Annotated in this window: 18 protein-coding genes and 3 pseudogenes; 10 read left to right on the top strand and 11 right to left on the bottom strand. The window is 71.2% G+C overall.

Annotated elements, in window-relative coordinates; genetic code table 11:
* Positions 1-9: 9 nt before the first annotated feature.
* The 5 genes from B9S58_RS40345 to B9S58_RS32455 all read right to left on the bottom strand — a co-directional run bounded on the left by B9S58_RS40345 (position 10) and on the right by B9S58_RS32455 (position 3,801).
* Positions 10-90 (bottom strand): putative leader peptide, encoded by an 81-nt coding sequence (locus B9S58_RS40345; protein ID WP_350310325.1) that lies wholly within the window; start codon positions 88-90, stop codon positions 10-12.
* Positions 91-350: 260 nt separating this feature from the next.
* On the bottom strand, positions 351-1,040 hold the full coding sequence (locus tag B9S58_RS32440; protein ID WP_103535468.1) for a DUF2993 domain-containing protein: 690 nt from the start codon (positions 1,038-1,040) through the stop codon (positions 351-353).
* Positions 1,041-1,210: 170 nt separating this feature from the next.
* Positions 1,211-2,560, bottom strand: coding sequence for a hypothetical protein (locus B9S58_RS32445; RefSeq protein ID WP_103535469.1), 1,350 nt, complete (start codon positions 2,558-2,560; stop codon positions 1,211-1,213).
* A gap of 10 nt (positions 2,561-2,570) precedes the next feature.
* A complete protein-coding gene (locus B9S58_RS32450; RefSeq protein ID WP_103535470.1) occupies positions 2,571-2,825 on the bottom strand; it encodes a MoaD/ThiS family protein in 255 nt (84 codons plus the stop codon).
* 58 nt (positions 2,826-2,883) lie between these two features.
* The gene (locus B9S58_RS32455; RefSeq protein ID WP_181009534.1) at positions 2,884-3,801 is read right to left on the bottom strand and encodes an alpha/beta hydrolase; all 918 of its coding nucleotides are present in this window, start codon (positions 3,799-3,801) and stop codon (positions 2,884-2,886) included.
* Positions 3,802-4,084: 283 nt separating this feature from the next.
* Here B9S58_RS32455 and B9S58_RS32460 point away from each other — a divergent pair, with 283 nt between their 5' ends.
* The 5 genes from B9S58_RS32460 (at position 4,085) to B9S58_RS32480 (ending at position 9,404) form a co-directional block, all read left to right on the top strand.
* A complete protein-coding gene (locus tag B9S58_RS32460; RefSeq protein WP_103535472.1) occupies positions 4,085-4,906 on the top strand; it encodes a response regulator transcription factor in 822 nt (273 codons plus the stop codon).
* A gap of 24 nt (positions 4,907-4,930) precedes the next feature.
* The gene (locus tag B9S58_RS32465) at positions 4,931-5,971 is read left to right on the top strand and encodes a LacI family DNA-binding transcriptional regulator (RefSeq protein WP_103535473.1); all 1,041 of its coding nucleotides are present in this window, start codon (positions 4,931-4,933) and stop codon (positions 5,969-5,971) included.
* A gap of 110 nt (positions 5,972-6,081) precedes the next feature.
* On the top strand, positions 6,082-7,140 hold the full coding sequence (locus tag B9S58_RS32470) for a S1C family serine protease (protein ID WP_103535474.1): 1,059 nt from the start codon (positions 6,082-6,084) through the stop codon (positions 7,138-7,140).
* Positions 7,141-7,218: 78 nt separating this feature from the next.
* A complete protein-coding gene (locus tag B9S58_RS32475; protein ID WP_103535475.1) occupies positions 7,219-7,956 on the top strand; it encodes a response regulator transcription factor in 738 nt (245 codons plus the stop codon).
* Entirely contained in the window at positions 7,953-9,404 is a 1,452-nt protein-coding gene (locus B9S58_RS32480; protein WP_103535476.1) for a HAMP domain-containing sensor histidine kinase, read from the top strand. Before B9S58_RS32475 ends, B9S58_RS32480 begins: the two co-directional genes overlap by 4 nt.
* Positions 9,405-9,425: 21 nt before the next feature.
* On the opposite strand, the gene B9S58_RS32485 is transcribed toward B9S58_RS32480, so the two are convergent.
* Both B9S58_RS32485 and B9S58_RS39705 read right to left on the bottom strand, forming a co-directional pair.
* Entirely contained in the window at positions 9,426-10,358 is a 933-nt protein-coding gene (locus B9S58_RS32485; RefSeq protein ID WP_103535477.1) for a phosphatidylinositol-specific phospholipase C, read from the bottom strand.
* A 159-nt stretch (positions 10,359-10,517) separates the two neighbouring features.
* Positions 10,518-10,655, bottom strand: a pseudogene (locus B9S58_RS39705) (alkene reductase); the annotation flags it as partial.
* 293 nt (positions 10,656-10,948) lie between these two features.
* On the opposite strand from B9S58_RS39705, the gene B9S58_RS32495 reads away from it, so the two are divergent.
* Positions 10,949-13,162, top strand: coding sequence for a choice-of-anchor A family protein (locus B9S58_RS32495; RefSeq protein ID WP_103535478.1), 2,214 nt, complete (start codon positions 10,949-10,951; stop codon positions 13,160-13,162).
* A gap of 216 nt (positions 13,163-13,378) precedes the next feature.
* On the opposite strand, the gene B9S58_RS32500 is transcribed toward B9S58_RS32495, so the two are convergent.
* The 3 genes from B9S58_RS32500 to B9S58_RS32510 form a co-directional block, all read right to left on the bottom strand.
* A complete protein-coding gene (locus B9S58_RS32500) occupies positions 13,379-13,750 on the bottom strand; it encodes a hypothetical protein (protein WP_258045168.1) in 372 nt (123 codons plus the stop codon).
* Between the two features lie 358 nt (positions 13,751-14,108).
* A complete protein-coding gene (locus B9S58_RS32505; RefSeq protein WP_103535479.1) occupies positions 14,109-14,306 on the bottom strand; it encodes a DUF397 domain-containing protein in 198 nt (65 codons plus the stop codon).
* Positions 14,307-14,316: 10 nt separating this feature from the next.
* Positions 14,317-15,168 carry a helix-turn-helix transcriptional regulator gene (locus tag B9S58_RS32510; protein ID WP_103535480.1) on the bottom strand — a complete coding sequence of 284 codons (852 nt, stop codon included), beginning with the start codon at positions 15,166-15,168 and terminating at the stop codon, positions 14,317-14,319.
* Positions 15,169-15,417: 249 nt separating this feature from the next.
* Here B9S58_RS32510 and B9S58_RS32515 point away from each other — a divergent pair, with 249 nt between their 5' ends.
* Together B9S58_RS32515 and B9S58_RS32520 are read left to right on the top strand one after the other, a co-directional pair.
* On the top strand, positions 15,418-16,071 hold the full coding sequence (locus B9S58_RS32515) for an ATP-binding protein (protein ID WP_258045170.1): 654 nt from the start codon (positions 15,418-15,420) through the stop codon (positions 16,069-16,071).
* A gap of 379 nt (positions 16,072-16,450) precedes the next feature.
* A complete protein-coding gene (locus tag B9S58_RS32520; protein ID WP_103535481.1) occupies positions 16,451-17,776 on the top strand; it encodes an LPXTG cell wall anchor domain-containing protein in 1,326 nt (441 codons plus the stop codon).
* A gap of 267 nt (positions 17,777-18,043) precedes the next feature.
* Here B9S58_RS32520 and B9S58_RS32525 read toward each other — a convergent pair.
* Positions 18,044-19,038: pseudogene (locus B9S58_RS32525) on the bottom strand (GlxA family transcriptional regulator).
* 152 nt (positions 19,039-19,190) lie between these two features.
* Here B9S58_RS32525 and B9S58_RS32530 point away from each other — a divergent pair.
* Together B9S58_RS32530 and B9S58_RS32535 are read left to right on the top strand one after the other, a co-directional pair.
* Positions 19,191-19,778 carry an isochorismatase family protein gene (locus tag B9S58_RS32530; RefSeq protein ID WP_103535482.1) on the top strand — a complete coding sequence of 196 codons (588 nt, stop codon included), beginning with the start codon at positions 19,191-19,193 and terminating at the stop codon, positions 19,776-19,778.
* Positions 19,775-20,521, top strand: a pseudogene (locus B9S58_RS32535) (isochorismatase family protein). Before B9S58_RS32530 ends, B9S58_RS32535 begins: the two are co-directional and overlap by 4 nt.
* Positions 20,522-20,605 lie beyond the last annotated feature (84 nt).

Here is a 20,605-nt window from a genome sequence, read left to right on the forward strand (position 1 = left end):
ACGCCCCGCTCAGAAGGTGCGACAGAGCATGGCGGCGACGCGGCACAGGTCTACTGCCCGCCGCTTCGTGAGATCCGCCTGTCGCTTCATGGGTCCGATCGTAGGGAGGTACGTACGGAGATGTCACCGTCGTGTCGCATGATGAGACACGATCGTCTGCTATGTGAGATGCAGGAGAGGTGGGTGGGCCCCGGACCCGCTGCCGGGCTCCCCCGATCCTTCCCTGCATCTGCGGACCGGACGCAGGCGTCTCACCATCCGGATCGGCCGGTCGGCCGAGGGGTCGGTCAGCCCGTCAAGGGGGCTTCGGTCAGCCGGTCAGCCGGTCAGCCGGTCAGCCGGTCAGCCGGTCAGCCGGTCAGGGAAACGTCCGAGCCGGTCACCGATATCTCCAGGCCCTTCTCGGTCACCTTGACCTCCCGGAGCTCCAGGCCCTTCGGCAGTCCGTCGATGTCGCCCTCGAAGTCGGTCTTCTTGCGGACCAGTTCCTCGACGCCGGGGATTCCCTTGCCCGGCACCTCGTCCGCGCGCACCTTGATCGTGTGGCCGTCGACGCGGGTCACGGTCGACAGCACGCTGCGCGAGATCGGGCGGCCGAGGACCTCGACCGTGCCGGTGACCTTGGCCTTGCCGTTGCCGCCGTACTCCACGACGACGCCGTCACTGGCCGCCCCCGTCAGGTCCTCGTAGCTGACGAGCGCGGTGCCGGTGGCGCGGGTGGCCGTGGCGCTCCGGTAGCCGGAGCCGAGCTTCACGTCGTGCAGTTCGGCCCGGACCTCGCTGACCCGTATCGCCCGGCCGGCGGCGCTGGTCTCCATGCCGGTGAGGTTGACGTCGACCCGGTCGAGCTGCGAACCGGCGAGCTGGGCGAGGAAGGGGAAACCCTTGATCGAGATCTCCGTCGTGGCGGGACCGCCCCCGCTGATGGTGACCCGGTCCTCGGCCTCAGACTCGGCGAACCAGACGGCCGCGCGGTCGACGGCGATGAAGAGGCCGCCGAGCACCACCACCAGAACCAGCAGTATTCGCAGTGCGCGCATGTGTCGTTTCCCCACCCTGAGCCGATCGGTCCCCCTGGCGCCCGTGAGCCTACTGCCGCAGGAGGACGCCCTGGTTGATCGACGAGTGACGGCCCCTCGTCGGTTCCCGGGGGCCGTCAGCAGCCGCGACCGTACGGCGGTGGGTGGTGCGGCGGTGGGTGGTGCGGCGGTCAGAGGATGGCGCGGCCGATCAGGTAGACGGCCGGGGCCGCCGCGGTCAGCGGCAGTGCCACCCCGGCGGTCATGTGCACGAACCGGGACGGGTAGTCGTAGCTCGCCACCCGCAGCCCGACGATCGCGCACCCGCCCGCCGCAAGACCGAGCAGCGCGCCCTTCGCGCCGAAGTCGGTCAGACCGCCGACCGCGACGCCCGCGCCCGCACCGGCGAGCAGGGCCACCGCGACGGAGGCCGCGCCGGGCAGCGGGAGGGCACGGGCGAGCACGGCCGCCGCGACGGCCACCCCGCCGACCGCCACCGCGTCCGGGACCGCCGCGAGGTGTCCGCCGGCGAGTACCGCGAGGGACGCGGAGACGACGGTGGCCATCAGCCCGTACATCCGCTCGTCGGCCCCCGCGCGGCTGCGGAGCTGGAGGACCACGGTGAGCAGCACCCAGACGCCCAGGGTGCCCAGCAGCGCGGCGGGACCGTGCTCCCGGCCCGCCACGAGCAGGGCGACATCGGCGACGAGCCCCCCGGCGAAGGCGAGCGCGATGCCCTGGCGGGCGGGCCACATCCCGTTGAGCCGGAACCAGCCGGCGGCCGTCACCGCCTGGAGGAGCACCACCGGGACGAGCAGGGCGTACGGCCCGATCGCCGCGCCCCCCGCGAGCAGCAGGCCGAGGGCGGCGCTGAGCGCCGCGGGCCGCATCCCGGGCGCGATGATCGGTGAGCGCCCCTCGGCACGGGCCCGCTGGGCGTCGGTGATCCGGGCGTTGCCCAGCGTCGTGGGCGCGCTGTAGCCCGTGTCACCGGGCCCCGGCTGCCCGGCCGCGGGCTCGGGGACGGGCACGGGCACGGAGGCGGGTGCGGCCGCTGCGACCGGTGTGGCGGGCGTGGCCGGGACCTCGGGCGGCAGCGGGAAGGAGCCCGAGGCCCCCTGAGGCGGCAGATAGGCGGTGTCGGCCGCAGAGGGCCGGTACGGCTGCTGCGACTGGTGCTGCCCCGGGTGCTGCTGCTGGGGTTCTTGATACTGATACGGCTGCTGCGGCTGGTACGGGGGTTCCTGGTACGGCTGCTGGTACGGATCCGGCTGCTGCGGCTGCCCGTGCCCCTGCCCGTGCTCCCGCTCGTATCCCCGGCCCTGCGCCCGGTGGGGGTCGTCCGGGCGGATCGTCGGCTGGTACTGCGTGTCCCAGGTCGGCGCCTGCCACGTCTGCGTCGCACCCTGATCGAAGGCGGCCGGCTCCTGGGGCGAGGCGTGCTGCCCGGCCGTCCCGTCGGGCCAGTGCGGCGACGAAGGCTGCGGCTGCCGGTGCTCGGGATCGTACGGGTACGGGTACTGCTGATCGCTGCTGCTCATGGCCTGCGGTTCACCCTCCTGCGAACGGCGGGAGCACCTCGACCGTGCCGCCCTCGGCAAGGCGTACGGTCTCATGCCCGCGGGTCCCGACGGGGTTCCCGTCGACGAGGAACGAGCACCGCCGGAGTACCTGGCTCAGTTCGCCGGGATGCCGTCTCCGCACGGCGTCGAGCGCCTCGGCGAGGGTCGCCGCCGCGTACGGTTCCTCCGCGGTGCCCGCGGCTGCCTTGGCCGCAGCCCAGTAGCGGATCGTCCCCGCTGCCATGGCGCCACTCCTTCGGTCGGTTCGTCGGACGCCTCGTGCGTCAGCTCTCCATGATGGGTCACGCGGGCGGCGCGGCCGTCGCCCAGTCGGCGATGCGGGCCAGGAGGGCGTCGTCCGCCGCGTTCTCCGCGTGGCCCATCCCCCGCTCCAGCCACAGCTCCGCGCCGGCGGGACCGGCCGCCTCCGCCAGCATCCTCGGGTGGTCCAGCGGGAAGTACGGGTCGCGGTCGCCGTGCACGAGGAGCAGCGGGGCCGGGGCGATGAGCGGGACCGCGGCGACCGGTGGGAGCGGGACGGGGTCCCAGTCCTCGGTGGCGATACGGGTACGGAATCCGTAGCGGCCGACGAGGCGGCCCGTGGGGCGGGTGACCACCCAGTGGAGCCGGCGCATCGGGGCCGTCCCCCGGTAGTACCAGCGGGCGGGAGCACTGACGGAGACCACCACGTCCGAGTGCGCCCCCGTACTCCCAGTGCGCCCCTCGCGCGCCCGTACGCGTGCGGGCGTCTCCCCGAGGACGGATTCCGCCGTATACAGAGCGCCGTGCCGGAGCACCACGGAGCCGCCCATCGAGAACCCGACCGTGACGACCCGGGTGTGTCCCAGCTCCCGCGCCCAGGCCACCGCCGCGGCCAGGTCCAGCACCTCGCGGTCGCCCACGGTGGAGCGCCCGCCGGACCTCCCGTGGCCCCGGAACGAGAACGTGATCACGGCCGCACGCTGGGCGAACGCCCGCGCGGCGCGACGTACGGCGGGACGGTCGGCCGAGCCGGTGAACCCGTGCGCGACGACGATCGCGGGGACCGTCGCGGGGGCCCCGTCCCTCTCGTCCTCCGGCGCCCCGGAACCCGCCGTACACGGTTCGTACACCGCCTCGACCCGCACGCCGTCATCGGTCAGCAAGGTGGCGCACCGTGGGGAAGGCGTGAGCAAGGGAACAGAAGAACCCGGGAATCGGCCCTCGGACACGGAACTCATGTGGGCTATTCTGCTGCGAAGAGGATCCGGGCAATGCAGCCCCCGGGTCCTTTTGTGCTTTACGGGCGTTGTTACGGCGACGTTTCCACAAGCTCAGCGGTCCCAGGGCGCGGGACCGCACCGTAAAACCCGCATGACGCGGGACGCATGACGTACGAAGCAATGCCGCATACTCCCCCGGGTCCGACCCGGGAGTGCCCCTCTCGCAGGGAACGAGGAGGACCGACGTAATGGGCGAGCGAACCGTGCAACACTATCGACCGAACCAGGCAGGTGGGCGGCGATGAGTTCACTGCTGCTTCTGACGAACGCACTCCAGCCGTCGACGGAGGTGCTCCCCGCCCTCGGGCTTCTGCTCCACAGCGTGCGGGTGGCCCCCGCCGAGGGCCCGGCCCTCGTGGACACCCCGGGCGCCGACGTGATCCTCGTCGACGGGCGCCGCGACCTTCCGCAGGTCCGGTCGCTCTGTCAGCTGCTGCGGTCCACGGGACCCGGCTGTCCGCTGATCCTCGTCGTCACCGAGGGCGGCCTCGCGGCCGTCACCGCCGACTGGGGCGTCGACGACGTCCTGCTGGACACGGCGGGCCCGGCCGAGGTCGAGGCCCGGCTGCGGCTGGCCATGGGCCGCCGGCAGATCACCTCCGACGACTCCCCCATGGAGATCCGCAACGGCGACCTCTCCGTCGACGAGGCGACGTACAGCGCGAAACTCAAGGGCCGGGTCCTGGACCTGACCTTCAAGGAATTCGAACTGCTGAAATACCTCGCCCAGCATCCGGGCCGGGTGTTCACCCGCGCCCAGCTCCTCCAGGAGGTCTGGGGCTACGACTACTTCGGCGGTACGCGGACGGTCGACGTCCACGTGCGGCGGCTGCGCGCCAAGCTCGGCCCCGAGCACGAGTCGCTGATCGGCACCGTGCGCAACGTCGGCTACCGCTTCGTCACCCCGGAGAAGGTCGAGCGCGCGGCGGAGGAGGCGAAGGACCGGGCCGCCCAGCAGCAGCGACAGCGGCAGTCGGGGGAGGCGGAAGCCGTCGCCCGTTCGGAGCAGTCCCCGGCCGCCGGGGTGACGGAAGAAGCCCCGCTAGAGGCTGCCAAGAGGTAGGTCCATCCGCGTAGACTGCGGCGCGTGGCCAAGGTGACGCGGGACGATGTGGCAAGACTGGCGGGGACGTCGACCGCGGTCGTCAGCTACGTCATCAACAACGGACCCCGGCCGGTCGCCCCGGCCACGCGCGAGCGGGTGCTCGCCGCGATCAAGGAGCTGGGCTACCGGCCCGACCGGGTCGCCCAGGCCATGGCCTCGCGCCGCACGGACCTCATAGGCATGATCGTGCCGGACGCCCGGCAGCCGTTCTTCGCGGAGATGGCCCACGCGGTCGAACAGGCCGCCGCCGAGCGCGGGAAAATGGTGCTCGTCGGCAACTCCGACTACCGCGACGAGCGCGAGGTCCACTATCTGCGGGCCTTCCTCGGGATGCGCGTCTCCGGGCTGATCCTGGTCAGCCAGGGCCCCAGCGAGCGCGCCGCCGCCGAGATCGAGGCCTGGGACGCCCGGGTCGTCCTGCTGCACGAGCGCCCCGAGGCGATCGACGACGTCGCCGTCGTCACCGACGACGTGGGCGGCGCCCAGCTCGCCACCCGCCACCTGCTGGAGCACGGCAACGCGTACGTGGCCTGCCTCGGCGGCACGGAGGAGACCCCGGTGGTCGGCGACCCGGTCGCCGACCACGTCGAGGGCTGGCGGCGGGCGATGCACGAGTCGGGCCGCTCCACGGAGGGCCGGCTGTTCCAGGCCCCGTACAACCGTTACGACGCCTATCAGGTGGCCCTCGGGCTGCTGGCGGGCCCGGACCGGCCCCCGGCGATCTTCTGCGCCACGGACGACCAGGCCTTCGGCGTGCTGCGGGCCGCCCGTGAGCTGCGCATCGACGTGCCGGGCGAGCTGGCGGTGGCCGGCTTCGACGACGTGAAGGAGGCGGGCCTCACCGATCCGCCGCTGACCACGGTCCACTCCGACCGCCCGGCGATGGCGCGGGCGGCGGTGGACCTGGTGCTGGACGACTCGCTCCGGGTCTCCGGATCGCGCCGGGAGCGGCTGAAGCAGTTCCCCTCCGCGCTGGTGGTCCGGCGCTCGTGCGGCTGCGGAGAGCCCTCGCCCTCGGCTTGACCCCGTTCACCTCTTCGGCTTTCGCCCTTTACAGCGGGCATACACGGTTCTTCCGGGCTTCTCAGGACGTACTCAGGCCCCTCTCATGTTCGCCGACCAGCCTGGTGCACATGACGGAGAACCTTCGCCCGAGCGGCGCGCACCCGACGGACCAGGACCCGACCCCGTACGGCCGTGGCACGGCGTACGACCCCTCCTACGGCACGGCGTACGACGGCGCCGCGGGCGGCTACCCGCCGCCGCCCCCGTACGCCCCCACCAGCAGGCGCCGGGCGAAGCGGCCGGTCGCGCTGCTGGCGGCGGTGGCGATCGCCGCGGGCGTGATCGGCGGCGGCACCGCCACCCTCGTCGGACAGCTGAACGACGGGGGCTCCGGCGCCACCGGTTCGGGCGGCGCGGTCAACGGCACCACCGTCTCGCAGAGCAGCAAGGGCACCGTCACGGGCGTCGCGGAGGCGGTCTCGCCCGCCATCGTGGAGATCGGCGCGGCCTCGTCGGCGGGCAAGTCCACCGGGTCCGGTGTGGTGATCACCGAGGACGGCGAGATCGTCACCAACAACCACGTCATCTCGGGCGCGCAGCAGATCCAGGTCACCCTCTCCACCGGCAGGACGTACACCGCCGACGTCGTGGGCACCGACCCCGGCAAGGACCTCGCGCTCATCAAGCTCCGGGGCGCGAGCGGGCTGAAGACGGCCACGCTCGGCGACTCCTCGCAGGTCAAGGTCGGTGACCAGGTCGTGGCGATCGGCTCGCCGGAGGGCCTGACCGGCACCGTCACCAGCGGCATCGTCTCCGCCCTCGACCGGGACGTCACCGTGGCCAAGGACGACTCCGGCGGCTCGGGACAGGGGCAGGACCGGCAGGGCGGCGGCAACGGGCCGTGGCCGTTCGAGTTCGGGGGGCAGCAGTTCAACGGCGACACGGGCGAGGAGACGACGACGTACAAGGCGCTCCAGACCGACGCCTCGCTCAACCCCGGCAACTCCGGCGGGGCGCTGATCAACATGGACGGCGAGATCATCGGCATCAACTCCGCCATGTACGCGCCCAGTTCCTCGGCCGCCGGCAGCGGTTCCGCGACGGGCAGCGTGGGCCTCGGCTTCGCGATCCCGGTGAACACCCTCAAGGCCGACCTGGACACCCTGCGCGCGGGCGACGGTTCCTGATCCCGCACACCGCCCCGGCCGTGCAAGGCTGAGACACCCCCCGCAGACCGGGTCGACGCGAGAAGAGGACCAGCAACGATGAGCCCCGCCGAAGACGATCCCCAGCGCATCCTGATCGTCGACGACGAGCCGGCCGTGCGCGAGGCTCTCCAGCGCAGCCTCGCCTTCGAGGGGTACGGCACCCAGGTCGCGGTCGACGGCTACGACGCCCTGGCGATGACCGAGGCGTACGCCCCCGACCTCATCGTCCTGGACATCCAGATGCCCCGGATGGACGGCCTCACCGCCGCCCGCCGCATCCGGGCCACCGGCTCGACCACGCCCATCCTCATGCTCACCGCCCGCGACACCGTCGGGGACCGGGTCACCGGCCTCGACGCCGGCGCGGACGACTACCTGGTCAAGCCGTTCGAGCTGGACGAGCTCTTCGCCCGCATCCGGGCCCTGCTGCGCCGCAGCTCCTACGCCTCGGCGGCGGCGGACGCGGAGGCCCCCGACGACGACGCCCTCTCCTTCGCCGACCTGCGGATGGACCTGGCCACCCGCGAGGTCACCCGGGGCGAGCGGCGGGTGGAGCTGACCCGTACCGAGTTCACGCTGCTGGAGATGTTCCTGTCCCACCCACGCCAGGTGCTGACCCGGGAGCAGATCCTCAAGGCCGTCTGGGGCTTCGACTTCGAACCGAGCTCCAACTCCCTGGACGTGTACGTGATGTACCTGCGCCGCAAGACGGAGGCGGGCGGCGAGCCGCGTCTCGTCCACACCGTGCGCGGGGTGGGCTACGCGCTGCGTTCGGGCGGGAGCGGGGAGGCGTGAGCACGGCGGACACCCCTGCGGGCAGGGCCGGGCCCGCCAGGAACGGGCCGGTGCGCCGCTTCCGGGCGCTGCCGCTGCGCTCGCGGCTCGCGATGCTGGTGGCCACGGCGGTCGCGGTGGCGGTGGCGGCGGTGGCGGTGGCCTGCTGGGTCACCACGCGCGACCGGCTGACCGAGCAGCTCGACACGACGCTGTCCCAGGTGGAGCCGAACGAGAACGCGATCCGTCTGCTGACGGCGTCCTGCACGAGCGGGCTGCCCGGCGACTTCCAGATCGTGGGGCCGTACACGATCCAGCTGGTGCCGGCCGTGGGGCAGAAGCCGTGCACGGTGCCCGGCAAGTCCGCCATCCCGATCGACGCCACGGACCGGGCTGTCGCCGGCGGGCTGCGCGAGGACGCGACGCACACGACCACGGCCGAGGACGGCACGGAGATGCGGGTCCACACCTCGCCCGCCGGTCCGGACCGCCCCGGCCTCGCGGTCTCCGTGGCCGTCTCCATGAAACAGGTCACCGATCCGCTGAACCAGCTGGCCTGGGTGCTGCTCATCGTCTCCGGCATCGGTGTGATCGGCGCGGGTGCGGCCGGGCTGTGGATCGCGCGTGCCGGGCTCCGGCCGGTCGACGAGCTCGCCGAGGCCGTCGAGCACGTGGCCCGTACCGAGGACCTGACCGTACGCATCCCGGTGGACGGCGAGGACGAGATCGCCCGGCTCTCCAGCTCGTTCAACTCGATGACGGCCCAGCTCGCCTCCTCCCGCGACCGCCAGGCCCAGCTGATCGCGGACGCGGGCCACGAACTGCGCACCCCGCTGACCTCGCTCCGGACGAACGTGGAGCTGCTGGCCCGCAGCGACGAGACGGGCCGGGTGATCCCGCCGGAGGACCGCAAGGCGCTGATGGCCTCGGTGAAGGCGCAGATGACGGAGCTGGCCGCACTGATCGGCGACCTCCAGGAACTGGCCCGCCCGGACGCGGCCGAACCCGGCCCGCTCCAGGTGGTGGCCCTGCACGACATCACCCGCACCGCCCTGCGCCGCGCCCGTCTGCGCGGCCCCGAGCTGACGATCACCGACGACCTGGCCCCCTGGTACGTACGGGCCGAACCGGCGGCCCTGGAGCGGGCGATCGTCAACGTCCTGGACAACGCGGTGAAGTTCAGCCCGCCCCGCGCCACGATCGACGTGCGCCTGCACCGGGGCGAGCTGACGGTACGGGACCGGGGCCCCGGCATCCCCGCCGAGGAACTCCCGCACGTCTTCGAACGCTTCTGGCGCTCCCCGTCCGCCCGCCAGCTCCCCGGCTCGGGCCTGGGCCTGTCCATCGTGGCCCGTACGGTGCACCAGACGGGCGGCGCGATCGCCCTGCGCCCGGCCCCGGACGGCGGCCCCGGCACCGTGGCGGCACTCACGCTGCCGGGGGCGCCGACACCGCCGCCGGAGATGTGAGGCGGCACCTCCGGCCGGCCGTCACCCCGTCGGGTTGTGCCGGATCAGCGACTCGACCAGCCCGGACCGCTGGTTCGGGTAGTCCAGCGGGACGATGCCGAGCCCCGTCCACCCGGCGGTCTCGGCTCGGTCGAGGAAGGAGTGCACCTGCGGGTTGAGCCGGTCGGCGTTCCAGCGGGGCGGCATCAGGGCGGCGGTGGAGACGTAGTTCATGAAGAACTTGCCCGGCTGCTGGGCCGCCTTGCGGAACTGCGCCTCGATCTTCGGGTACTTGGCGAACGGCTCCGCCATGTAGTCGTCCCGGATGTCGAAGAGGGCCTGGTCCCCGTACCGCACCCCGGGCAGCCCGCCGTTGTCCGCGAGCACCACCACCTTGCCCCGGGCCCCGCCGAGGTCGGGCAGGGTGGAGTCGAGGCGGAACAGGGGCCGCCAGCCCCGCACGTCCAGGTAGTCGTCGAAGACCGCCCGGAACGCGGCGTCGCTCTCGGAGGAGTACTCCTGCTTGACCCGCATCAGCACGGTCTCGCTCGGGTGCCTGGCGAGGAAGTCCCAACAGGCGACGAGGACATCGCCGAACATCATGTTCTGGAACGAGGCCCCGTGGTGGATCGCGAACGAGCCGTCGATGAGCCGGCACCGTACGTCCAGGAAGCGGATCCCGCTCTCCAGCTGCTGCGCGATCGTCGTGTTCTGGCACTCCGACCAGGGACCGCCGAACCGAGCCCCCGAGTCGTGCGTGCCCGGGATCGTGAGCCGCCGGAGCGCGGTGCCGTCGGGCAGGGCGGCCATCCATTCCCGCGTCCCCCGGACCGCCCGGCGGCCCGCCTCCCGGGTGGCGGCGACGGCGGGTGCGACGCCGACGAAAGCGGTGGCCGAGACGGCCAGGGCGCCGGCCAGGAAGCCTCTGCGGGAGGCCGGGGAGAGGGACTCGGGCGTACGCGCGGGGGTGGACATGCGGGGTGCCTCCAAGGGCCGTGGGGGGGCTGGGCCCTTGGATTCTGACGGGCACACGTCACCTCCGGAAGGGGACGGACGCCTTCTTCGGCTGAGTGCACACGGCGACGCCCCCGGGGGACGTGCGCCCGCCGGGGCGGACGCGCCCGCCCGGTCGCCTCAGGCCGCGGGCTGGAAGGCCGGGTACGTCAGGTAGCCCGCGTCGCCTCCCTCGAAGTACGTGGCCTCCTCCGCCGGCGCGATCGGCACACCGGTGCGCAGCCGCTCGACCAGATCCGGGTTGGCCAGGAAGGCCCGGCGTCCCGGGTGATGGCGCGGCCGCCCTGTCGGGGGTGGGAGGGTGCGAAGAGGTCATGAAGGGTTTCCCTGTATGTGGGTAGCCGTGAGGGCCGGACACGAAGTCGCGAAGATTATGTCCGCCCCCGGCTGTGCGTGTCAGAACTGGTCGTGAACGAACTTCCACATAGAATCTGGCGGCTGCGCCATCCGGCGGCGCTCTCTCACACGTGGCGGTGACCCTGTTCCCCGGCCGGACCAGCACCGGGTGTCCAGGGTGGGCGCGCCGTGCGTCCCGAGCCGAGACTCACGCCATGAGACATCTTCCCTCGCGGCGCCATGGGCGTCCTCGTAGGCGTATCGGCTCCGCCGGACTCGCCTATGTGACGGCCCTCGCGGCCGTCCCCCTCCTTGTGCTCGGCCCGGGTGCCGCTCCGGCATCGGCCGCGCCCTTGCCCGGCGGGCTCGGGCCCTGTGTTCCCGGAGACTGCCCCGACCCGTTCCCGGGCATCAACAACGGTCCCATCGCGGGCCGGGACAACGCGATCAGCATGTTCGTGGGTGACGACTTCCTCGTCCGCGGTTCTGCGGCGGAGGCCGAGGGGCGCGTCGTCGTCCTGGACGACTTCGACATGAACAAGGACGCCCAGGCGAGTCAGGCCTACAACGTCGGAGAGGCAGGCGTCGGATCGCGTGTTGCGCCGCCCGTCGGAGCGGACTGGCTGACCACCGGTGGCGATATCACCGTGGCGACGGGCCAGCAGGTGCTGGCCGAGGCCGGCGTCGTACGGTACGCCGGCTCGCTGACCGGCACGGTCGAGGCCACCCTCACCCAGGACGACGCGGCCGTCACCCCCTACACCGCCCTCAGGGACGAGCTCACCACTGCGAGCCACTGCTACGCGCGCGTCGACGGCGCCCCCAGGACGCCCACAGGGACGGCCGTCAACCAGGGCTTCCAGACGCTGTTCACCGGTGACGGGACCTCCGCGCTCCAAGTCTTCAACGTCGACTTCAACCTGACGGGACCCTCGGGTGCCCAGCAGGGCATCGTCTTCGCCGGCATTCCCGACGACGCGACGATTCTCGTCAACATCGTGGGCGCGAACCGGACGCTCAACACCTACAGCGGCGGGATCGACGACGCCACCGATCCGCTCAACGCCTACCGCGAGCGTCTCTTGTGGAACATCCCCGACGCCACCACGGTGAACCTCACCGGAACCGGCCAGTTCCAGGGCAGCTTCCTCATCGGGGAGCAGAGCTCGGCCACCACGGTCACCCTGCCGGGCATCAACGGACGCTTCTTCACCACCGGATCGCTCACCCACACCAGCGCCGCCACGGGCGGCGGCGGCCAGGAGTTCCACGCCTACCCCTTCAACGGCGACCTGCCCGACTGCACGACCCCGCAGCCGGTCACCGGTGCGGTGGAGGTACTGAAGACGGACTCCGAAACCGACGCGGCACTGCCGGGCGCGACGTTCCAGCTCTGGGAGGAGACCAACGGAACGGCCGGCCTCCAGACCGACGGCGCCACTCCTGACACCACGGTCGGGGCATCCTGCACCACCGACGCGGAAGGTACGTGCTCCCGGACGGTTGAGACAGGGACGTACTACTGGCAGGAAACGGAAGCCCCCGACGGATACGACCTCCCCGACCCCGCCGTCTTCGGACCCCTCGTACTCACCGAGGAGAACGCAGACACCGGCGTCTCAGTCACCGCCACCAACACCAGCACACCGACCGACCCGACCACAGGTTCGGTAGAGGTACTGAAGACGGACTCCGAAACCGACGCGGCACTGCCGGGCGCGACATTCCAGCTCTGGGAAGAGACCAACGGAACGGCCGGCCTCCAGACCGACGGCGCCACTCCTGACACCACGGTCGGGGCATCCTGCACCACCGACGCGGAAGGTACGTGCTCCCGGACGGTTGAGACAGGGACGTACTACTGGCAGGAAACGGAAGCCCCCGACGGATACGACCTCCCCGACCCCGCCGTCTTCGGACCCCTCGTACTCACCGAGGAGAACGCAGACACCGGCGTCTCAGTCACCGCCACCAACACCAGCACACCGATTCCGCCGGGCCCCGGCACCGTCAAGCTGCTCAAGACCGATGCCGACAGCGGTCGGCCGCTGCCGGGCGCGACGTTCGAGCTGTGGGAAGAGACCAACGGGCGTGAAGACCTCCAGACAGGCGGCAGCGACCCCGATACCCGTGTCGGGACCGCCTGCACCACGAACGGCGCGGGCCTGTGCTCCTTCGACGACCTGGACCACGGCACGTACTACCTGCGAGAGACCGGCGTACCGGATGGCTACGTCCTGCCCGGCGACCCGGTCGCGGGACCGTACGTCGTCAGCGGTGACCAGGAGGTCGTGATCGCGCGGCTCGCCAACGACCGTGACGACAAGCCCTGTAAGGACACGGGCTACGGATACGGCTACGGCCACGGACACGGAGACGACGCGTACGGTTCGTGTCCCGGCCGTAAGGGGTACGCCGGGGCCGCCTGACCGCCGTAGGTCCTGCAGTCCCGGCTTTGAGTCCGGCGACCTGGACCTGTGCACGTACCCGCGACCGGTGCCACCCCTCCAGGTGGCACCGGTCGCTGCGAATGAAGTACAGCAGGCACCGGCCCCCGTCATCATCGATCTCGTGTAAACGTGCTCGTTCCGCTACCCGGCAGGGTGACAACCACGCGCCGCCCGGGACCGCACCGGGACAGCACGTCACAGCGCAACCGTTGCCTGATACGGCATTAGCCGGCATGGCGACCCGCACAGGCAGCGCCCGGAGGTCAGGACGGGCAGCAAGTGCCGCGCCTGCACGGGGAACGCGAGGTACGGGCGTACCGTCCACTCCGTCCACCGGTCCCCGTGCCCGAGCGAGAACCCGCAGGTACGCCCCCGGTGCAGGGCGGCGATCGCCCGTACGCGGCCTCCCCCGCCGATGCACTCCAGGGCCTCGCGCCGCGCGTCGGGGGCCATGACCTCCGCGAGAGCCCGCGCTTCCGACTGGAAGCGGTTGATCGCCTCGGCCGCCGTGGGTACGGAGTACCGCACAAAGGTGTCGGGGGCGCTGCTGCGCAGCAAGGGGTACATGGACCGCTCGCACCAGTAGGCATGGGGGGGCGAGCCCTGCGGGGTTCGTCGGATCGGGATCCGGTTCGCACATGGCACGGACTCCTGACGTGACACCAGGAACACCCCCCGCCCACAGCCGGCGTGACGAGCGGTGGGCGGGGGGCGCACTGGATCGCGGCTCCCCCAACGGGCGGAGACGCAAGGGGAGTTGGCCGCGCACAGATGCGGCGGCGCACCAGGAAGTTAGCGTGTGACGCTACTCCGTTTCAAATGTTTGACGTCTAACGGGTGAGACGCGAATCTGTGCGTCGGACTGAAAACGAGGGCGGCCCCCACCTGCGCCGGTGGAGGCCGCCTACTGCCGGAGCACTCAAGCTCAGGCCAAGTCGTCGAACTCGCCCTCCTTCGCACCGCCCAGGAACGCCCGGAGCTTGGTGCGCGTCGTACGGACGATCACGTCGGGGTTGTCGCTCTCGCGGAGCAGGATCTCACCGTCGTGCTCAGCGAGTTCCAGACAGTCGGAGCCCTCCGCGTTCGAGGACTTCGATGACTTGCGCCACTGAATTTCCAACATTCTCACGCCTTCATACTTGTTTAGCGATTCCACGAATGAAGTCTCGCGAGCTCTCCGGGTCGAGAGATCTCTCCTCAGTTCGGTCCAGCGCGACTCGCCAGTTCTCCAGACTCGTCTCCGAATCCAGGAAACCCGACCCGGTCGAGGTATCCGTCTGGACGGTGTCAAGCTGCGGGACGACACCGTAGACGTAGTGTGCCGAACTGCTGGCATACGGGAAACCGCCCGCCGCGAAGGGGATCGCGCGGATGACGACGTTCTCTCGGTCCGACTGCCTCAACAGGTGGTCGAGTTGACTGCGAGCGACAGACGCGCCGCCGTAGGTCATCCGCAGCGCCGCCTCGTGGATCAGGAACGTGCAGGAGGCCAGCTCCGCCCGGTCGAGGACATCGCGCCGCCTCAGCCGGTGCGACAGCTGGCGCCTCTGGCGGGCAGGGGTGGGCGGCGGCACGCTCTCCGCGAAGACGGCGCGTGCGTAGTCCTCGGTCTGGAGCAAGCCGGGCATATACATGATCTGCACCGACCTGATGCCGACACCGTGATATTCCAGTTCGGCCAGATCAAGGGCATCACTGGCAAGATGTCCCCGGTAATCCTCCCACCAGCCGTTTATGCGCTCGGTAGCCATTCCGGCAAGCGCCTCGACATAGGCATGGTCGGGGCACCCGTAGTGGCCGGCCCAGGCGCGTACCCGTTCGGCGCTCACGCCGAACCTTCCGGATTCGATGTTGCTGATGGTGGTGCGGTCCGTACCGAGCATCGCCGCCGCCTCGGTGAGCGACAGCCCGGTGTGCTCACGGACCCGACGCAGCTCGGTACCCAGTCGACGCTGACGCGCCGTGGGCGCCTTCCTCGATGGCATCGGCCCTCCTCTTGTCGGTTCCCAGTGTGGACCCTCACTCGGCACGTATCCAACTAGTCGAGATAGTTACGAGAGGACGTCTAACGCGTTAGACAGTGCGCTACGGTTCATCACAGCACCGCGCTTCACCTCGGGACCCCGAAGTGCAGCCGTCTCACCGTGCGTTGACGCATACGGCGGGGCGGCCATCGCCACGGGCCGGGCGCAGCGCAGCCGTTCACCCGAACCGGACCGCAAGGGGAGACCGACATGACCGCCGTAAACCCAACTCCCGTACAGCCGAACCCGATCGGCGGCGAGGTCTACCGACTCACCCTGCCGAACACCGCGAGCGCCCCGCGCCTCGCGCGGGACTTCGTCGCCTCGCTGCTGGAGGTCAGCCGGCATCTCGGGCTGGTCGACGACGCGCGGATCTGCGTGACCGAGCTGGTCACCAACGCCCACCGCCACACCGGTACGCCGCTGATCCAGGTCCAGGCGGCCGTCAACCGGAAGCGGGTCACCATCGCCGTCACGGATGAAGGCAGCCCGCTCACCGGCGCTCTCGGCGCACTGCGGGCAGACCCGGAGGAGGAGCACGGGCGAGGGCTCGCCCTCGTCGAGAGTCTGGCGCTGGCGTGGGGGGACACGCGGCGGCGGACCACGGCACCCCGGCCGCAAGGTCGTCTGGTTCACGCTGGGGCGACCGGAACCGACGACGTGACCTGCGAAGTGTCAGGAGGAGGCTTCGTGGTCGTCGCCGCCCTCCTCGCCGTGCTCGCCGCCGGGATCACTCTCGCGACGGCCGCCGGGGCGGGCGAAGAGCCCCCCGGGCGGCGGAAGAGGCGGCCGGCTTCGGAACCACCGGGACGCACCCCCCGAGAAGGTCCGGCGTCACGTAGCGGGGCGGAAGATCAGCAGTGAGCAGGGAACGTACGGTCACGGGTCCCACCTGCCGTGCGAGAGGAGCCGGGTGGTCTCCCACCAGCGATTCGGAGCCGCACGGCGAGGGGATTGGGCACAGCCGGAACACCGCCCCCACCGGCACCGCGGGCGGCACAGCGCATGGTCTTCGTCACAGGAAAAGAATGATTCCGAGGGCAACTGCGCGCTTTGGCGAAGTCTGTCCGCTCCGCGTGAGGCCCGTTCCGGCCCCGGACCCGGAATAATCACCCGGCCCCCTCACAGGATCCCCATACGATCGGCACAGGCAGCAGCCCGCGTGATCCATTCCGCTGTGGCAGCCGCCCCCCGCATTCGCCTTGCTTTTCCGGGCTTTTCCGGACCCGACCCAAGGAATCATGTGAAGATTCGCCGCGCACTCGCCACGGCCGTCGCCCTCGCCGTGACCACCCCCGCCGTGCTGCTCTCCGTCACGCCCGCGTTCGCCGACACCCAGCAGACCGCACAGTCGCAGACGCAGAACAAGCAGAGCAAGCCGACCATCAAGGAGCTGGAGAAGGCCGCCGCCGAGGCGCAGAAGGCGTACGACGAGGCCGTCAAGGCCCGTGACGAGGCCCAGGTCACGGTGCGGAAGGCCCTCGATGAACTGTCCAAGGACAGCCACCCCCTCGTGGCCGCCGCCAACGCCGCTGAGCAGGCCGCGAAGGACGCCGCCGCCGCGAAGGACACCGCCGACCAGGCCGTGACCGACGCGAAGACCGCCATCGCCGAACTCCCCGAGACGGCCACGGAGGAGCAGAAGACCGCTGCGGCGACCGCACTCTCCGAAGCCGAGGCGACCGCGGCGACCGCAGCCGCCACCAAGACCGCCGCCGACACCAAGGCGACCGAGGCCGCCACGGCAGTGCAGGACGCACGGGTCGCGGCTGCCCGCGCCGCCGGCGCGGCCGACAAGGCTCTGGACGAAGCGCTCGCCACGAAGGTCGCAGCCGACGCGGCGCTGGCCAAGGCCAAGAAGGAGGCGGAGGAGGAGGAGGGCCGGGACTGTGAGCCCGAGCTCAACCTCACCGCCGATGTCACCGGCCTGCCGTCCACGCTCGTCGCCGGCACGACCACCGACTTCTCCATCCGTGTGACCAACGGCAGCAAGCGTCACATGGACGAGATCATCGCGTACGCCGGTGTCCACACGACCGACAAGACCGGTCTCAAGGACACGGGCGAGTTCTTCCGCCTCCAGTGGTCCACCAAGGCCTCGCCGAAGTGGCAGAACATCAACCAGCACAACTACATCGACGCCGTCGGCGCGCTGAAGCCCGGCGCCCGCGCCGACGTCAAGCTGCGGCTCACCGTCGACAAGGCCGCACCGGCCGGCAACGGTATCGCGTACATCGCGACCGAGTTCTACAACGAGGACGGCTCCTGCGGCGGAGCGCCCGGCCTCGACATGTACGAGTTCGACGTCAAGGCCGCCGGCAGCAAGCCCGGCAAGCCCGGGGATGCCAAGCCCGCCAAGACCGCGAAGCCCGGCACCGACGACGCCGGGCTCAAGCCGCAGGGTTCGGCGTCGGGCACCCCGGTGAAGACCGGCACGGACGGCAGCCTCGCCGCCACGGGCTCGTCCTCCGCCACCACCTCGATCGCCCTCGCGGGCGGTGCGGCCGTGGTGCTCGGCGCGGCGGCGGTGTTCGTCGTACGTCGCCGGAAGGCCGGTTCCGACGCCTGACGGTGAAGCCGTGAAGGTGTGAGGACGTGAGGGGGTGGGGCCTGTACGGGCCCCACCCCCTCACGCCGTACCAGGGCGCTCGCCCCTCTCCTCGTACCAGGGCGCTCGCCCCTCTCCTCGTACCAGGGCGCTCGCCCCTCTCCTCGTACCAGGGCGCTCGCCCCTCTCCTCGTATCAGGGCACCGTCCCGCTCAACGCCGGGCCGGCGTACGCTCACGAAGCACCCGGGCGGCGCCTGAACCGGCCGTCGTCCAGGGGACCGTGGGCTCAGCCCCCGTACGAGGACCGGAACCTGCGCCGGTAGTCCGTCGGCGTCGTGTTCAGCCGCCGCCGGAACGCCCGTACCAGGGTGTCCACCGTGCCGAACCCGCAGACGGACGCGATACGTTCGAGGGTGGCGTCGGAGGACTCCAGCTCGTTACGGGCCTTCTCGACCCGTACGGACTCGATGTAGGCGTGCGGGGTCATGCCGAGCTCGGTCTTGAAGATCCGGGTCAAGTGGCGGTCGCTGACATGGGCGTACTCCGCGAGGTCCACGACGGTGAGCTGAAGACCGACGTTGCGCATGATGTGGTGGCGGAGGTCCTCGATGCGCCGCGTCGTGGAGATCTGCTCCAGCGGAACACTGAACTGGCTCTGCCCGCTCTGCCGCTTCAGGTACATCACGAGCTGCCGGGCGACGCGCAGGGCGACGGCCTCGCCGAGGTCGTCGGCGATCAGGGCGAGGGACAGGTCGAGGCAGGCGCTGATCCCGGCCCCGGTCCACACATCGCCCTCGCGGATGAAGATCGGGTCGGCGTCGACCTCGATCTCCGGGTGCTCCGCGGCGAGTTGCTGGGCGGTCGACCAGTGGGTGGTGGCGCGCTTGCCGTCGAGCAGGCCGGCGGCGGCCAGCAGATGCGCCCCGACGCAGACGGAGGTGACCCGCCGGGTGCGCGCGGCGAGTTCCTTGACCTCGCCACCAGCTCGGGATCGACGAGGGCGTGCACCCTGCGCTCGCTGTCGACCTCCACCGAGCCGGGGACGATGAGGGTGTCGATACTCCGCCCGGCCGCCTCCTCGAAGGTGAGGTCGGGGAGGATGCGGACCCCGGCCCCGGTGGTGACGGGATCCAAGGCCGCGGCAGCCAGGACGACTTCGTATCCGGCCGCGTCGTCGGTCTCGCGCCGGGCGAGCGAGAACACCTCCGGGGGCCCGGTGACGTCGAGCAGGTCGACGCCCTCGAAGAGGACGATGACGACGAGCCGTCCGACGGCGTCCATGGGGTGACCTCCTGGCGTCGGCAGCCCGCAGCGTGTCGGTATCTGCATGTCAGACGTCATTGTAGACATCGCCGCCGGGCCCTGGCGTCTAAGACAGCTCGCCACCCGAGCTCACCCTCTCCCCGACGCACGACCCCCGAGGCGGCACACCCATGTCCCGAACAACCCTGCGCGAACTCAACGGTTTCGACGCTACCCCGGCCACGCTGGCCGGCTCGACGCTGATCCTCGTCGACTACCAGAACACCTACACCCGTGGCGTGATGGAACTCGACGGCTGGCAGGCCTCGCTGGACGCCGCCGCGCAGCTGCTGGCCCGGGCCCGCGAGGCGGGGACGAAGGTCGTGCACGTCATCAACGACGGCGGTGAGGGAACCCCGTACGACATCCGGGCCGAGATCGGACAGATCCACCCGACCGTCGCCCCCGTCGACGGCGAGCCGATCGTCGTCAAGCAGGCGCCGAACGCCTTCCACGGCACCGACCTCGGCGATCACGTCCCCGAGGGCCAGGACGTGATCATCGCGGGCTGGATGACCCACATGTGCGTGGCGTTCACCGCGCAGGGCGCGTTCCTGCGCGGCAACCGCCCCACGGTCGCCGCCGACGCCTGCGCGACCCGGTCCCTGCCGGTCGCCGGGGCCGACCTCGACGCCTGCCAGGTGCACTACAGCGCCCTGGCCACCATCGGCGACCTGTACGGGGTCGTCGTCGCATCCCAGAAGAAGATCGCCCGATGAAGCTGCTCCGCACCGCCACCGCGATCGGCGTCGCCGCCGTCCTCGCGGCCACCGCCACCGCCTGCGGCGGAAGCTCCGAGGCCGCCACCGGCAAGGACGGCGGCTCCGGCGCCCCGGCCACGCCGAGCGCCGCCGCGAAGAACGCCTCGGGGAACGTCGCCGAGGACACGACCACGCTGCGGGAGCTCAACAAGTTCGACGAGACCCCCGCCACGCTGGCCGACGCGACGCTGATCCTGGTCGACTACCAGAACACCTGCACCGAAGGCGTGATGGAGCTCGACGGGTGGAAGCCCGCCCTCGACAACACCGCGGCCCTGCTGAAGCGCGCCCGCGCGGCGAAAACACCGGTCATCCACATCGTCGACAAGGGCTGCGACCTGAAGTCGGAGGCGGGCCAGATCATTCCCGCCGTGAAGCCGGTCAAGGGCGAGCCGGTCGTCGTGAAAAGCGTCCCGAACGGCTTCCACGACACGAACCTCGCCGACGAGGTGAAGAAGGCCGGGCGCAAGAACGTCATCATCGCCGGGTTCATGACCAACATGTGCACGCTGTTCACCACGTAGGGCGCGTTCATCAACGGCAACAACCCGACCGTCGTCGCCGACGCCTCCGCGACCCGGCCGCTGCCGCTGAACGGCAACCCGAACGGCATCCCGGCACAGCAGCTGCACCAGTCGGCCCTCGCCACGATCCAGGACCTGTACGGAGTGGTCGTCCCGACGCAGAAGTCCCTCACGTAGCCCTTCCCCTCCCCCAAGGGTGGCCGCAGGGCGCGCTCAGGAGCGCCCTGCGCCACTCCGTACCCCAGAAGACCCCCACTCCCC

This window comes from Streptomyces sp. SM11, assembly GCF_002910905.1.
In the GTDB taxonomy this organism is placed as follows: Bacteria; Actinomycetota; Actinomycetes; order Streptomycetales; family Streptomycetaceae; genus Streptomyces.